This window comes from Candidatus Photobacterium acropomis (assembly GCF_030685555.1).
GTDB lineage: Bacteria > Pseudomonadota > Gammaproteobacteria > Enterobacterales > Vibrionaceae > Photobacterium > Photobacterium lucens.
This window is the reverse complement of the sequence record NZ_CP131609.1, coordinates 1311417-1324937: the sequence shown is the minus strand read 5'-3', so window position 1 is coordinate 1324937 and position 13521 is coordinate 1311417. Positions and strand designations below refer to the sequence as shown.

Annotated in this window: 13 protein-coding genes and 2 tRNA genes; 7 read left to right on the top strand and 8 right to left on the bottom strand. The window is 41.3% G+C overall.

The genetic code is table 11. The annotated features are described in order from the left end of the window. Position 1 precedes the first annotated feature (1 nt). The 3 genes from flgA (at position 2) to Q7657_RS13170 (ending at position 1594) form a co-directional block, all read left to right on the top strand. Complete coding sequence (flgA, locus tag Q7657_RS13180; RefSeq protein ID WP_107164874.1) at positions 2–709, top strand: flagellar basal body P-ring formation chaperone FlgA; 708 nt, start codon at positions 2–4, stop codon at positions 707–709. Between the two features lie 109 nt (positions 710–818). Then, complete coding sequence (flgM, locus tag Q7657_RS13175) at positions 819–1130, top strand: flagellar biosynthesis anti-sigma factor FlgM (RefSeq protein ID WP_053988551.1); 312 nt, start codon at positions 819–821, stop codon at positions 1128–1130. A 35-nt stretch (positions 1131–1165) separates the two neighbouring features. Continuing rightward, entirely contained in the window at positions 1166–1594 is a 429-nt protein-coding gene (locus Q7657_RS13170; RefSeq protein ID WP_008986420.1) for a flagella synthesis protein FlgN, read from the top strand. Positions 1595–1597: 3 nt separating this feature from the next. Here the strand turns inward: Q7657_RS13170 and Q7657_RS13165 are convergent, their stop codons facing one another. Both Q7657_RS13165 and Q7657_RS13160 read right to left on the bottom strand, forming a co-directional pair. Further along, entirely contained in the window at positions 1598–2059 is a 462-nt protein-coding gene (locus Q7657_RS13165; protein WP_107164873.1) for an LPP20 family lipoprotein, read from the bottom strand. A 10-nt stretch (positions 2060–2069) separates the two neighbouring features. After that, the gene (locus tag Q7657_RS13160) at positions 2070–2705 is read right to left on the bottom strand and encodes a FlgO family outer membrane protein (RefSeq protein ID WP_053988554.1); all 636 of its coding nucleotides are present in this window, start codon (positions 2703–2705) and stop codon (positions 2070–2072) included. Positions 2706–2851: 146 nt separating this feature from the next. Between Q7657_RS13160 and Q7657_RS13155 the strand changes: the two genes are divergently transcribed. The 3 genes from Q7657_RS13155 to Q7657_RS13145 all read left to right on the top strand — a co-directional run bounded on the left by Q7657_RS13155 (position 2852) and on the right by Q7657_RS13145 (position 4983). Then, positions 2852–3988, top strand: coding sequence for a flagella assembly protein FlgT (locus tag Q7657_RS13155; RefSeq protein ID WP_107164872.1), 1137 nt, complete (start codon positions 2852–2854; stop codon positions 3986–3988). Positions 3989–4034: 46 nt separating this feature from the next. Continuing rightward, positions 4035–4111, top strand: a tRNA-Arg gene (locus Q7657_RS13150). Between the two features lie 332 nt (positions 4112–4443). Continuing rightward, on the top strand, positions 4444–4983 hold the full coding sequence (locus Q7657_RS13145; RefSeq protein WP_107164871.1) for a hypothetical protein: 540 nt from the start codon (positions 4444–4446) through the stop codon (positions 4981–4983). A gap of 115 nt (positions 4984–5098) precedes the next feature. Here the strand turns inward: Q7657_RS13145 and Q7657_RS13140 are convergent. Continuing rightward, positions 5099–5174, bottom strand: a tRNA-Ala gene (locus tag Q7657_RS13140). 211 nt (positions 5175–5385) lie between these two features. Here Q7657_RS13140 and Q7657_RS13135 point away from each other — a divergent pair. Then, positions 5386–5922, top strand: a complete 537-nt coding sequence (locus Q7657_RS13135) for an LA_2272 family surface repeat-containing protein (protein ID WP_107164870.1) — start codon at positions 5386–5388, stop codon at positions 5920–5922. A 58-nt stretch (positions 5923–5980) separates the two neighbouring features. On the opposite strand, the gene gltX is transcribed toward Q7657_RS13135, so the two are convergent. The 5 genes from gltX to zipA form a co-directional block, all read right to left on the bottom strand. Beyond that, positions 5981–7405 carry a glutamate--tRNA ligase gene (gene gltX, locus Q7657_RS13130; RefSeq protein ID WP_107164869.1) on the bottom strand — a complete coding sequence of 475 codons (1425 nt, stop codon included), beginning with the start codon at positions 7403–7405 and terminating at the stop codon, positions 5981–5983. Positions 7406–7573: 168 nt separating this feature from the next. Next, on the bottom strand, positions 7574–7786 hold the full coding sequence (locus Q7657_RS13125) for a hypothetical protein (protein ID WP_053988560.1): 213 nt from the start codon (positions 7784–7786) through the stop codon (positions 7574–7576). Between the two features lie 132 nt (positions 7787–7918). Continuing rightward, the gene (locus Q7657_RS13120) at positions 7919–9328 is read right to left on the bottom strand and encodes an OprD family porin (RefSeq protein WP_107164868.1); all 1410 of its coding nucleotides are present in this window, start codon (positions 9326–9328) and stop codon (positions 7919–7921) included. 540 nt (positions 9329–9868) lie between these two features. Continuing rightward, entirely contained in the window at positions 9869–11884 is a 2016-nt protein-coding gene (gene ligA, locus Q7657_RS13115; protein ID WP_107164867.1) for an NAD-dependent DNA ligase LigA, read from the bottom strand. A gap of 150 nt (positions 11885–12034) precedes the next feature. Then, on the bottom strand, positions 12035–13357 hold the full coding sequence (gene zipA / locus Q7657_RS13110; protein ID WP_498827393.1) for a cell division protein ZipA: 1323 nt from the start codon (positions 13355–13357) through the stop codon (positions 12035–12037). Positions 13358–13521: the final 164 nt, after the last annotated feature.

Here is a 13521-nt window from a genome sequence, read left to right as displayed (position 1 = left end):
CGTGACAAGCCACAGAGATCAAAAACTCTTGCCGACAATTATCGGCTTCTTACTGTTTTTCTTTAGCACAAATATCTTCGCATCAACTGATAGTGTGCTAGATTCGGTGCAGAATGCCGCTGAAGAGCTGATAAAACAGCAAATTTCCTTACCTGAAAAAGGGGAATTAAAAATTGAAGCAGCCAAGCTTGATAATCGCCTGCGTTTTTCTTCCTGCTCTAGCCCCCTCGAAGCTTCTCTTCCCGGAAAACAAACGTTAAGTGGTAATGTCACCGTATTAGTCCAATGCCTAACAGAAGATTGGCAATTATATGTCCCTGTGAATGTACAACTTACCTTGCCAAAGGTTGTGGCAGCCGTTGCTTTAGGACGAGGAATGGTTCTCACACCTGATAAGCTTTCTGTACAAATGATTGAAAGTCGTTTCCAACGAGGTAGCAGTTTTGATGATCCGCGAGAAATCATCGGCTCTAAAGTAAAGCGTTCAGTCAAGGCTGGTGAAATGGTACAAGCACGTGATATTTGCTTAGTGTGCCGCAATGACAGTGTCATTATTCGTGCAGGGACTGGCGGGCTAAATATTGTCACGAAAGGCAAAGCATTATCTGATGGTGCTATTGGAGATGAGATCCGGGTACAGAATACAAAGTCTCGACGTATGATTGATGCTATTATTACTGCGGTTGGTGAAGTGACAGTCAAATACTAGCTTTTGTTATTACTGCAAATAAATCGCGTTATCTGCATAATAATCGCTAAAGTCTTAACCTACTTTGCCGATAGTTAAGTATCAAAGTTAAATATTCAAGGTAATTATTATGGCAAATATCGATCAATTACGTGGTGGGCAACCACTTAACACCACACGAATTAGCCAACAGAAAACAACTGCCGACAATCAAACGTCAGCAACACCTAGCATTGCAAAAGAGCAACATGATGAAGTATCACTTAGCTCACAAGGTAAAGCTGTTGGTCAGATCCATCAACAATTAGCAACTGAGCCAAGCTTTGATGCAGGAAAAGTGGCAGAGATCAAACAAGCGATTGCCAATGGCTCATATACTATTGATGCCGATAAACTTGCAGCAAATATGTTAAAGTTCGAAGACGAGCTTAACGGGCTTTAATATAGTACCTGCATATTACGACTGAGATCAGTGCAATGAAACAGACACTTGGGCAACTACTCGAAGTACAACAAACTACCTTATTGTCCTTAATCGATCTGCTTAAACAAGAAAGAGTGGCAATTACTCGCCGCAAAGCATTAGAGATCGAACAAATTGCCAAAGAGAAGCTTGATCTGATCTACAAAATCCAACAGCACGATTACTTGCTTTCTTCCCATGAAGAACGTGAACAATTAACACAGATTGAAGAATACCAATCACAGGTTGCTGCAATCCAAAATCTCGTACAAGAATGTCAGCAATATAATGATATTAACGGCGAGGTGTTACAACGTGCCCACTTGAGCTTTCATAAGCTAAATAATCTATTCCAACAAAGCCGTGGACGGCACCAAATGACCTATAACAGCGAAGGTATCGCACAAAATGTTCGGTCATTAGGCACCAATCTCAAAGCATAATTACTAGAACATCACTTCTTGTTTATTCGGCACATGGAATACTTCTCCGTGTTGCTTCATGCGCTCCATTAAACCGATATTGAGCTCCATTTCTGTCACATAGCTATCACCGACAGGGTAGCTACGGATCACTTTTGCTCCACGGATCACCCCATCAACCGCGCCGTCGGTATTTTCATAACCTAATTGCTGATCATCCAGTGATGTAGTCGCACTAATACGAAGACCATAAATTTGCTCAGACAGTTCACGATAAGCATCAAGCTTTGATGCACGCATTGCCCGAATGCTTTTCTCTTCCTTGGTTCTACCTTTCTGCTCACTGATCGATGCGTAACCCACAGCATGGATCACATCTTTACTCTGCGTTAAATCTGGACCTGGCGGCTTTATTCCACCAGAGGAAGTATTACTACAACCAGACAATAATAAGATAGCGGCAGCAACGGCTACATACAGTTTCATTCCTTACTCCCTAAGGCTTTAAAATCACATTATTATCAGGTCGATGACGCACATCAGAGCGCATGATCACACCATTTCGCAGTTGGATCTTATTCATAAAATCTAAATCACGACCAATACGTTCAGCAGGTAAAAAGCCTTGTGCAGTCGCAATCACAACATTCGATCGCATACCTATAATGCGGGCATTCACCAATACACCACCACTTTGACGCAACATGGTACCAGTTAGCACATAATCGACAGGCTGCTGTGAGGCTAACTCTCTCCAATTGCGGCTAATACTAAAATCACCATCACTGGTCACTTTGATCACTCCTGTCGATTTATAATCCACAACAGTGAAACCACGTTGCTGCATCTGGTACATGAAGTTTTCACTCACCACGTTACCTAACCAGTTAGTTTCTGTCATATCTTGCAGATCAACAAATGACGTCACAGCTAATGGTGTACTCGCAGTGAGATATTGATTAGAAGTGACAAGCTGATTGGCTAGCCCTTCAACAAAGTAATCAACCGTATGGCGAGGGGTATCGGTTAAAGAGTACGTCCCTGAAGAATATCGCTCTTTACCATTATAAACCGGAGGCGTGGCACAGGCTGTCAGTGCTAACGACAACACAATTACGATCCATTTCTTCATTTATAAACCCGCCTTCAAATAATGTTTTCTTTTATATCGTTTCAAAACTCAAATTCTTTAATGTAAGTGCCTAATTGGGAACACTCTTTGCATTCTTATTTTCATCGCATTAATAAAAAGCAAAAAACATACCTAAACGGACTGCTATGAATAAAAAATTTTCTCGTTACTTAGGCATATTTTGCCTGCTATTTTCCAGTTACAGTTCGGCCCAATGGGTAGAAGTGACTGGTGAAGCCGTCATTTTAGAAAGTGAAGAAACGGCGCGAGTAAATGCGCTGGAAGATGCAGTATACCAAGCAATGAAACATGCAGGCGGTGAGATCGCAAGCCTATCATCATTAAAGCCTTATTTATCAGAACCTCGCCAGCAATACCGATTCAGTGGTAACGAAGTTCGTAATATTACCATCCTTGAACAAAAGAAAGCTGGCGGCAAGATGTATATCACTAGCCGTATTGATATTTATCCATCGGCAAAAAGTTGCCACAAGACCCAATACAAAAAAGGGATTTTGCTAGGGAGCTTCTCGATTACTGAGCCACAGCAAGCAGCAATGGGCAGTGTCTATAAAATAGGGAAAGACTTTGCCTCTATTCTAGGTAAACAAATACAAAAACGATCACAAAGCTTTATTGTAACAGGCACGACGACTATACCTTTTAGCGCAACAGATGCTTCTGCAATGACAATGCTTGCAGAAGATCACGACGCACAATATCTCATTGGTGGCGAGATCACTGATTTGACTGCAACACTTGATGAAAAGTTAATTAAGAAAGACCAAGTCAATCGTCAATTTGCCGTTAACCTCGAAATCATGGATGGCAAAACAGGCGAGATAATTTATCAAAACAATTACCGAGAAATTGGCTTATGGCCGTTTTCACGTTCAAGCCATGTTGATACTCAATCAGCGCGATTTTGGGTTTCTCCATACGGTCAAAGCATTCAACGTATAAGCCAAAATATGATGTTAGATATTGAAAGTGCATTATCTTGCCGCGCCAGTTTGCCTGAGGTGATCAACATTCATAACAATATCGCTCAAATGAACGTAGGTCGTGTTCATGGCGTCAAACAAGGTGACAGGTTAAAGCTTTGGCACAGTGCAGGCTTTATCGATCAAAAAGGGATACCAAGAAATCGTATGGTAGAAACGGATATCAGTTTAACTGTTGATAGAGTTTATGAAAAATCATCAGAACTTATCGTTAATCAGCCACAGTTAGCGGCAAGCATTCAACCTGGTGATTTACTAACCAAGCAAACAAGGCCTTAGGAGTATTTCCTTAATTTTTTAAGAATATACCGTATAATACTCACATGCTCCCTTAGCTCAGATGGATAGAGCGTCCCCCTCCTAAGGGGAAGGCCACTGGTTCGACTCCAGTAGGGAGCGCCATATTATGAAAGCCAGCCGAAAGGTTGGTTTTTTCATTTCCAAAACCACTATTTATCACTTCTATTCATCACTCCCTGAATATTTAACTCTTTAAATCTACACGACATTCACACAGACAATAACTGCGTCTTATTACATTTATCATTACATCAAAAAATCACTCACGTTTTACAGTAATCAATATTTTCCTGTTTTAAATCAGAGTAATCTAAGTATAAGAAGATCATTTTGAAACATAAGCTTACAGTATTTGAACGGTGTTTTTATTGCTTTAAGTTTATACTAGTTGCACTTTATAACGTTGATGTTATAAGCATATTTAGGACGTCTTTATGAAAATGAAATTAGCCTCAATTATTGTTTCAGCAGCACTTCTTGCTCCAGCTGCAGCTATGGCTAACACACCTGTTCAACTTTCTGTTCCTGGTGTTAATTTACCTTCAGGTAATGTTACAGGTGCTCGCTTAAACGTTTTATACGGACACACTAGTTCAGTGACTGGTGTGAACTTCTCTCTATTAGGTCTTTCTGATATCGATACGTTTAAAGGTTTAAACTTTGGTTTAGCATTTGGTGTGAACCGTACTCGCTCAATGATGACAGGTCTCGAGTTCGGTCTAGCTAACTGGAACGACGGCAATGCAAGAGGTGCTGATTTTGGTGCAGTAAACTACACAGGTGGTAATTTTACTGGCGCACAATTTGGTACGTTTAACTATGCAGGCTCACTAAATGGCCTCCAGTTTGGTCTAGTGAATGCAACCGATCATATCAATAAGGGTATTCAGATTGGTCTAATTAACTACGACAAATCGGGTACTTTCGTAAGCAAGAGCCTACCTGTATTCCCTATTGTTAACGCACGATTCTAATTCATTCGCGTAAACAAGAAAGCCTCGCACTTACCCGTAAACAGGTGTAATGCGAGGCTTTTCTTTATTAAATAGCAGGTATAAAAAAACCTCGCTTACGCAAGGTTTAAGAATTTGGTGGAGCTAAGCGGGATCGAACCGCTGACCTCTTCGCTGCCAGCGAAGCGCTCTCCCAGCTGAGCTATAGCCCCAAACGCAGTTACAATAAAATCTCAACTAATTAGTGTCAATATATCAAATCAGTTATTGCTCGGTTTGTGAATTAGTTCAACATAATCACTGTCTCACAACTCTTATACACATCAAATATAAATATTATTTATTCACCTTTCATTGACATCATAAATCTTTATATACGATTAAATAGTCCAAATAAAAGCACAAACACTAAGGATTATTTACATGAAGTTCCAACTAACCTCTCTTCTCGTCACAGCTACACTGTTCGCCTCTTCTGCATATGCTGCAACACCAGTTCAAGTGTCAGTTCCTGGTATAAATTTACCAGCAGGTGATGTTTCAGGGGTTCGTTTAAGTGCTCTTTATGGTCGAAGCCACAATGTAAAAGGTTTAAACATCTCACTATTAGGGCTATCTGATATTGACAACTTTACCGGCATTAATCTTGGTATGTTTTATGGTGCAAACCGAACGCGTAATAGCATGAAAGGGGTTGAATTTGGTCTTGCTAACCTTAATGAAGGTACAGCAAAAGGGGCTGATTTTGGTTTAATAAATTACACTGCCAATAATTTCACAGGTGGTCAATTTGGGCTATTTAACTATGCAGGAAGCCTAAATGGACTTCAATTTGGCTTTATGAATGCTACTGATCATATTAATAAGGGTATTCAGATAGGTTTAATTAACTACGACCGTTCAGGTACTTTCGTCAGCAAAGATCTTCCTGTTTTCCCTATTGTGAATGCAAGATTCTAAATACTAGATATAAAAAACGGAGCATCAAAGCTCCGTTTTTCGTTTAAGCACAACAACCTTATGCGTTTGCTTCACGCTCTGTAATGTATGCAAGTGCCATCTTAATGCGAGCAACAACGCGCTCTTTACCAATAAGCTGCATTACTGCATCAACCGAAGGTGATTGGCCTTGACCAGTTACAGCAACACGTAGTGGCATACCCACTTTACCCATGCCTAGCTCAAGCTCTTCACAAACTTGTGCAATCACACCGTGTAGATTTTCAGTTGTCCACTCATCAAGAGCTTCAACTTTAGCAAGTGCAAGCTCTAGTGCTTCTTTTGCTACAGGACGTAGGTGTTTCTTCGCAGCACCAGCTTCAAACTCATTGAAGTCTTGGTAGAAGTAACGAGATTGCTCAGCAAGTTCGATCAGCGTATTACAACGCTCACCTACTAGCTTGATCACTTCTGCAATCACAGGACCATTTTCAAGTGAAATTTCTTTCTGATCTAGATGCCATTGTAGGTATTTAGCAACGTATTCAGGCTCTGCTGTTTTAATGTAATGGTTGTTTAACCATAATAGCTTGTCAGTATTGAATGCTGATGCAGACTTACTTACTGACTCTAGGCTAAATAGATCGATCATCTCTTGTAGTGAGAAGATCTCTTGGTCACCGTGAGACCAACCTAAACGAACTAAGTAATTTAGTAGCGCTTGAGGTAGGTAACCTTCATCACGGTATTGCATTACGCTTACAGCACCGTGACGCTTAGACAATTTCGCACCGTCATCACCAAGGATCATTGCACAGTGTGCAAACTCAGGCACTGGCGCACCTAGTGCTTCATAAATATTGATCTGGCGAGGTGTATTGTTGATGTGATCTTCACCACGAACAACTTGAGTAATACCCATATCCCAGTCATCGATAACCACACAGAAGTTGTATGTTGGGCTACCATCAGTACGACGGATGATCAGATCATCAAGCTCACTGTTAGCAATTTCGATACGACCACGGATTTTGTCGTCAAATACAACCGTACCTTCTTTCGGGTTACGGAAACGAATACAGAATGGAGAGTTTTCTGTCGCTGCAGCGTTAGCCGCAACTACTTTCGGGTGATTTGCGTCATAACGAGGTTTAACACCTGCCGCCATTTGCTCTTCACGGATCTCGTCAAGTAGCTCTTTAGGACAGTAACACTTGTACGCTTTATCTTCTGCTAGCAGCTGATCAACAACTTTATTGTAACGATCAAAACGTTTTGTTTGGTAGTAAGGACCTTCATCCCAGTTCAACTCTAACCATTCCATACCTTCCATAATGGCATCAATAGCTTCTTGAGTTGAACGCTCTAGATCCGTATCTTCGATACGTAGTACAAATTCACCGCCCATGTGTTTAGCGTACAACCATGAGTACAGTGCAGTACGAGCACCACCTACATGCAAAAAGCCAGTTGGGCTTGGTGCAAAACGAGTTTTAACCGTCATTGAAATTACCTTATGAATGAAGGACTACACAGTAAGGACTACTGCGCTCTATCTAATGGGAGGTATTTTAGCACTGTGGGGTAAATCTACAATAATCAATCACTGTTGTATCAAAAGGCCTTGTATTATGAATAACCAAATAGAGAGAATCCTTTCCCTATTATTTATTTAAAAATCATTTGTTTTTCCGTCTTTCATTTCACAGACAAACCAAGGTACAAATATTGTGTCTCTATTCGGTAGTACACATGCTGTTTGACCATAACCTCCTGCACTCCCCATTCCATTTGTTGCACCAGCTTCACAAGCTTTGGCATAAGCACTAGAAGACGCTACACCCAGAATAATAGTCAAAACACATGTAAGAAGTAAATTTTTCACAACAACCTCTCTATTTACTAACAAGTTCACTAAATATAGGAAATTGTGAGGTCGTAACTATCTTATTTTTAATACATATGAAAAGACCCACCGAAGTGGGTCTTTAAAAATATTCTTTAGCTTTCAGTTATATTAGAAAGTGTAAGGAATGATAACTTGGAAACGTAGATCCGTTTCGTCTGCAGATGGTGCACCTTCGTACTCATCACGCTCTAGCACTGTACCATGTAGGCGAACTGTTGAACCTTTAAGTGCGCCACTCTGAACAGAGTAAGAGATTGTACCGTTAACAGCGTACTCGCTCTCGTAATCCCAGTCACCTTTCGCACCTTCAGCAGCTGACTTACCGCCAGAACCGTAACCGAAGCCTAGGTAGTAGTTCCAACCATTACCTTGGTCAAATGATAGGCGGTTGTAGATAGATACTTCACCAGATTTGTTCCAGTCAGATAGTGCATCCCACCATAGAGAGTAAGTACCGTTAGTCATACCGTATGTGTAGATCATACGTGGGTTAACATCACGATCGTTATCACTTTTAGCGTAGTTAAGGTTAGTCATCCAAGAGAACTGACCAAAGCTTGCATTAAATGCCAGACCTGTGGTGTAACCAAGACCGTCATACTGAACATCATCGTTTACACCGTAGAAGTCGTATGCAAGAGACATTGAATCATTAATTTTGTAGCTAGCGTAAACTTTGTAACCAGTTGTGTCAGTTTCATCGTGGTAAGAATTCACTACACCTGCACCCCAGTCGATGCTATTTGCGTAACGAACATCTGTTACTTGACCAACACCAAACTGTAGGAACAAGTCATCAGTTGCATTACCTTGTAGACCTAGAGAGTGCGCAATACCCCAGCTTGTATCAGCCCAAAGAGCAGGAGCGTAATCGTTCTCGCTTAGTAGCCAAGGCGCTGTAAACTGATCAGCAATGAAGTAAGTTGCTTTAAAGTTACCAATGTTTGCATTTAATTCAGCACCACGGTAGGTACCAGGAACGAAAGACCAAACGTTACCTAAAACACCGTTACCATTTGCTTGAGTAAAACCAAAACGACCGTCTACGTTTTCGCCAGCTTTGAATTTAAGCGCTGCTTTTGTAATTTTAACAGGACCGCCTTCACCAGCACCCCAGTCTAAGTTATTACAAGCAGAAATTTCGTTACATAGGTATTCACCAGTACCACCGTTCATTGCACTATCATTGTACAAATCACCAGAAAGGTAACCAGCAATATCAGCACCTAACCAACCATTGTGGTAGCCAGAAGTAAAGTCTAGAATTAAGTTGTATGCTGAATAGTTTAAACGGCTCCACACATCACCATCTTCACCGCCAGGAGCACCAGTTGAACGAGTACGTGAACGTGTATCAACAACAGCAACACCAGCTAGTGTTGAACCTTCAAGGAACTCATTAACTTGTTCTACATACTCAGGGCCAGCTGCACTGTCTTCCGTTGCCATTACTGGCATTGCTACTGCACCTAACATTGCTGCTGTTAAAGCAGAAACTTTAAAAAACTTTGATTCCATGGAATAACTCCTAAAAGATATAAGCTGTTTACCTGTAACCTGAAAGGTTGGCCGCCGAAGGCTACAAGTAAATCTCCCATATGTTAGCCGAATCATTTCGACCAATTCATATTTTTTTTCGTTCAAAATTGAACTTTGTGTAACTTCGTTATTAAGACTACTTTCGCAGCGAAAAACATCAATAAGAACTTAATTTCTTGTGTTAAAAATTTGATTCAGTGCAAAGTTTCTCTCCTATAGTGATCAAGTTCAAATGTTTTAACCTCGTCAAAAACCACCAGGAAAATCATTTAAAATCAAAAATTTAAAAACCAAAAGACACTTAATGTGATGCTGATCGTATTTTGAATTTCAATAAAAAAACGCCACAAAAATAACAAACATTTTATTAACATTTTTATTTGTATTTTGCTTACTCTGATTGAACCGAATATATTGATCACATAGTTTTATACACTGTTTCATTTTATTCATAAAAAAACGCCCATCCAAACGGTGGGCGTTTTTTTGTAACTAAGTATGTTCTCGACTTTTACGCTGTTATTTCGACATCAAATCGACAAGTTTTTGCTCATCCCAGATCTCAATATCAAGCTCTTGCGCTTTTGCTAATTTAGAACCTGCCGCTTCACCTGCAACTAACAAGTCTGTTTTCTTCGATACACTACCTGTCACTTTGGCACCTAATTTTTGTAGTGTAGCTTTAGCATCAGAGCGCGTTAATTGAGAAAGCGAGCCTGTTAATACCACCGTTTTACCTTCTAATGGTAATTCAATGCCCTCTTCTGGCTTTTCGATTTCAGGCCAATGAATACCTACTTCTTGAAGATCTTTCACAACAGCCATGTTGTGCTCTTCGCGGAAGAAATTAAAGATATGTGCTGCTACAACATCACCCACATCAGGCACTTCAATTAACTGCTCTTTCGTCGCTTGGCTAATTGCTTCTAATGTTTCAAAGTAATTGGCTAAGTTTGCAGCCGTTGCTTCACCAACTTCACGAATACCTAATGAATAAATAAAACGCGGCAACGTTGTAAGTTTTGAAGCTTTCAGCGCATCAACCAGTTTCTGAGCTGATTTCGGCCCCATACGCTCAAGTACGGTCACTTCACCAGCGCTAAACTTAAATAAATCGGCAGGTGTCGCTACCATTTCACGATCAACTAGTTGTTCGATAACCTTTGCACCACAGCCATCAACGTCTAATGCTTTACGTGATACGAAGTGTTTTAACGCCTCTTTTCGCTGCGCTTGGCAGAACAGTCCACCAGTACAGCGAGCTACCGCTTCACCCTCTATACGTTCAATTTTAGACTGACAGACAGGGCATTCGGTTGGGAATACAATCGATTGAGCATTTTCAGGGCGACGAGATTCAACGACTGAAGCTATTTGTGGGATCACATCGCCTGCACGGCGAATAATCACGGTATCGCCAATCATCACACCTAAACGTGCAACTTCATCAGCGTTATGCAAGGTCGCATTACTGACTGTTACACCGCCAACAAACACGGGTTCTAGTTTAGCGACAGGCGTAATAGCACCGGTACGACCGACCTGAAATTCTACATTGTTGAGAACAGTCATCTCTTCTTGTGCCGGGAATTTATAAGCAATCGCCCAACGAGGTGCACGAGCCACAAAACCCAATTGAAGTTGAGTGTCAATGTCATCGACTTTGATCACCACACCATCGATTTCATAGCCTAATGACTGACGTTTTTCGCCAATACTCTGATGATAAGCAATCACCTCTTCAATACTGTCTACTTTGCGAATTTCTGGGCACATTGGAAGTCCCCATGCTTTTAGCTGACACAGACGTTCATATTGCGTTTCAGCAAGTTCACGGCCTTCAACCACGCCAACAGCATAGGCATAAAAACTGAGTGGACGTGTTGCGGTAATTTTCGGATCAAGCTGACGTAAGCTACCTGCTGCGGCATTACGTGGGTTAGCAAATGTCTTATCACCTTTTTTCAGCGCCTTTTCGTTCAGTGCTTCAAAGCCCTTTTTCGGCATGAATACTTCACCACGCACTTCTAGACGCGCAGGCCAATCAGTACCTTGTAGCTTCAATGGAATCGCTCGAATAGTACGAACGTTGTGGGTGATATTCTCACCTGTTGCACCATCACCACGTGTTGCCGCTTGAACTAACACACCATTTTCATACATTAGACTCACAGCTAAACCATCAAGCTTTGGTTCACAACAGTAACTCAGCTCAGATCCTGAACGAAGTCTATCTTGTAAACGCTTTTGGAATGCACGTAAATCATCATCATTAAACGCATTATCTAACGATAGCATTGCTATTTCGTGCTTAACTTGGGTAAAGCCTTCTAATGCGGTACCACCAACTCGTTGACTAGGAGAATCTACCGTTACCCACTCAGGGTGATCAGCTTCAATTTTAAGCAATTGCTGCATCATTCGGTCATATTCAGCATCTGGGATCTCTGGATTATCTTCCACGTAATAGCGGTGTCCGTGGTAATCCAATTGCTCTCTTAATGTGAATAATTCTTGCTGAAGGTCGATACTCATTCTCTTCTACCTAACAAAATCTTGATGATTGTTTTAGTGCGCAATCATAATATTAGTTACACGATACGTGTTAATTGCACCTAAATATAAATAAAAAAACAGGCTCCTTAAAGGAGCCTGATTATTAATTTCTTATCCTTATATTAAGGATTAAGCATTATTGTATTTCACAGACTTATCACGATATTGTGCAATACGGTTTGGCGTGATCATGACACGGTCTTGATCAAGTACATCTGCATTTAATTCATCGGCAATTTGCTGCGCTGTTTGTAACATCAAATTGAAGTTACTTGATGCTTTACCATGACAAGGCAACATTAAGAAGAAGCCAATACCTGGTGTTTCAAAGTGCTGATAATTTGTTTCAGGGAAAGAGCCCGGATTCAATAAGTTCGTCACAGAGAAGATAACAGGTTCAGTGCCTGCTAAATCTGCGTGGCGATGGAATACTGAGTTTTCACCGAAGATCAAACCATGGCGCTCTAGGCATGCAAACAATGACGGACCACGTAAGATCTTACCGCTTCGTGCATGTACGCAAAGTGAGATGTAACTTGGTGGTAACGGCTCTGGCTCTGGCTCTGGCTCTGGCTCTGGCTCTGGCATGAACGTAAAGCTTGGTTCTTGTTTGGTTTTAACTGGTTCCACAACTTCTGGTTCAGACACTGTAACTGTAGCGACTTCTTCGACAACAGGAGCTACCACTTCAGCTTGAACAGGCTCTTCTGCCGGAACAAATTGAGGTTGAGGCTCAGCAACTGATTTTTCAATTGGTTGCTCTACAACTTCAGGTTCAATCGCTACCGGTGTTTCAGCCACCACAGGTTGCTCTTGCTGTACAACTGGCTCTGTAATTACAGGCTGCTGAATAGGCGCTTGAGTTGGTGCAACTTCTGGTTGCTGTGATACTTGAACAGGTGCTGGTTGGGCAACAGTTTCAACAATAGGAGCCGAAGCTTCGATAACAGGTTCTGCAACCATCGCAGGAGCCGCTTGTGGCTGAGGTTGAACAGACTGCTGAACAGGTTCAACAGGCGCGGTTGGCGTAACCACTGGTTGAACTTCAACTTGTGGCTTTTCAACTTGAACGGGTTGAGGCGTAGCTTTTACAGGAACATCATCACTATCTTTTGCTGACATTTTTGGTAAATCGTCATCATTATCGTCTAGCTCGATATTACCTAATAATGGATCTTGCTGCGGACGCTCACCAAAACTAAATCCTGGCTCTTTACGCTTTGTCGGTTTTGTTTTTTCGACCACTTCCTGTGGTGTACTCACGACACGCGCTTCGCTGACACTTTCTTCTACGTCATCTTGAATCTCAAGAGGCGCTTCATCAATTTTACCTAATGGCTTTTCACCAAACTTTGCCGGTTTTTCTTTTCGACTTGTCCATAGACCATGGAAAAGCAGCGCTGTAATAGCAAGCGCACCAACAATAATAAGAACCAGACGCAATTCCTGCATACGAATACTCTGAAATTAACTCGTTATCCCTAGACGGGGTTAATAATAGAAAAAAATCTACTAGGCAGACAAAATCTCTAGTTAGAATTTCTCGCCGATGACTTACTGTACCAAAACTCAAATGAGAATGAGAAGTTGAATATCGCTATTCAGACAAGATAGTC

What these genes read in the sequence shown, in the direction of transcription:
- flgM (WP_053988551.1), top strand. Translation starts at nt 819, where the DNA reads ATGGCAAATATCGATCAATTACGTGGTGGGCAACCACTTAACACCACA.
- Q7657_RS13170 (WP_008986420.1), top strand. Translation starts at nt 1,166, where the DNA reads ATGAAACAGACACTTGGGCAACTACTCGAAGTACAACAAACTACCTTA.
- Q7657_RS13165 (WP_107164873.1), bottom strand. Translation starts at nt 2,059, where the DNA reads ATGAAACTGTATGTAGCCGTTGCTGCCGCTATCTTATTATTGTCTGGT.
- Q7657_RS13160 (WP_053988554.1), bottom strand. Translation starts at nt 2,705, where the DNA reads ATGAAGAAATGGATCGTAATTGTGTTGTCGTTAGCACTGACAGCCTGT.
- Q7657_RS13155 (WP_107164872.1), top strand. Translation starts at nt 2,852, where the DNA reads ATGAATAAAAAATTTTCTCGTTACTTAGGCATATTTTGCCTGCTATTT.
- Q7657_RS13145 (WP_107164871.1), top strand. Translation starts at nt 4,444, where the DNA reads ATGAAAATGAAATTAGCCTCAATTATTGTTTCAGCAGCACTTCTTGCT.
- Q7657_RS13135 (WP_107164870.1), top strand. Translation starts at nt 5,386, where the DNA reads ATGAAGTTCCAACTAACCTCTCTTCTCGTCACAGCTACACTGTTCGCC.
- gltX (WP_107164869.1), bottom strand. Translation starts at nt 7,405, where the DNA reads ATGACGGTTAAAACTCGTTTTGCACCAAGCCCAACTGGCTTTTTGCAT.
- Q7657_RS13120 (WP_107164868.1), bottom strand. Translation starts at nt 9,328, where the DNA reads ATGGAATCAAAGTTTTTTAAAGTTTCTGCTTTAACAGCAGCAATGTTA.
- ligA (WP_107164867.1), bottom strand. Translation starts at nt 11,884, where the DNA reads ATGAGTATCGACCTTCAGCAAGAATTATTCACATTAAGAGAGCAATTG.
- zipA (WP_498827393.1), bottom strand. Translation starts at nt 13,357, where the DNA reads ATGCAGGAATTGCGTCTGGTTCTTATTATTGTTGGTGCGCTTGCTATT.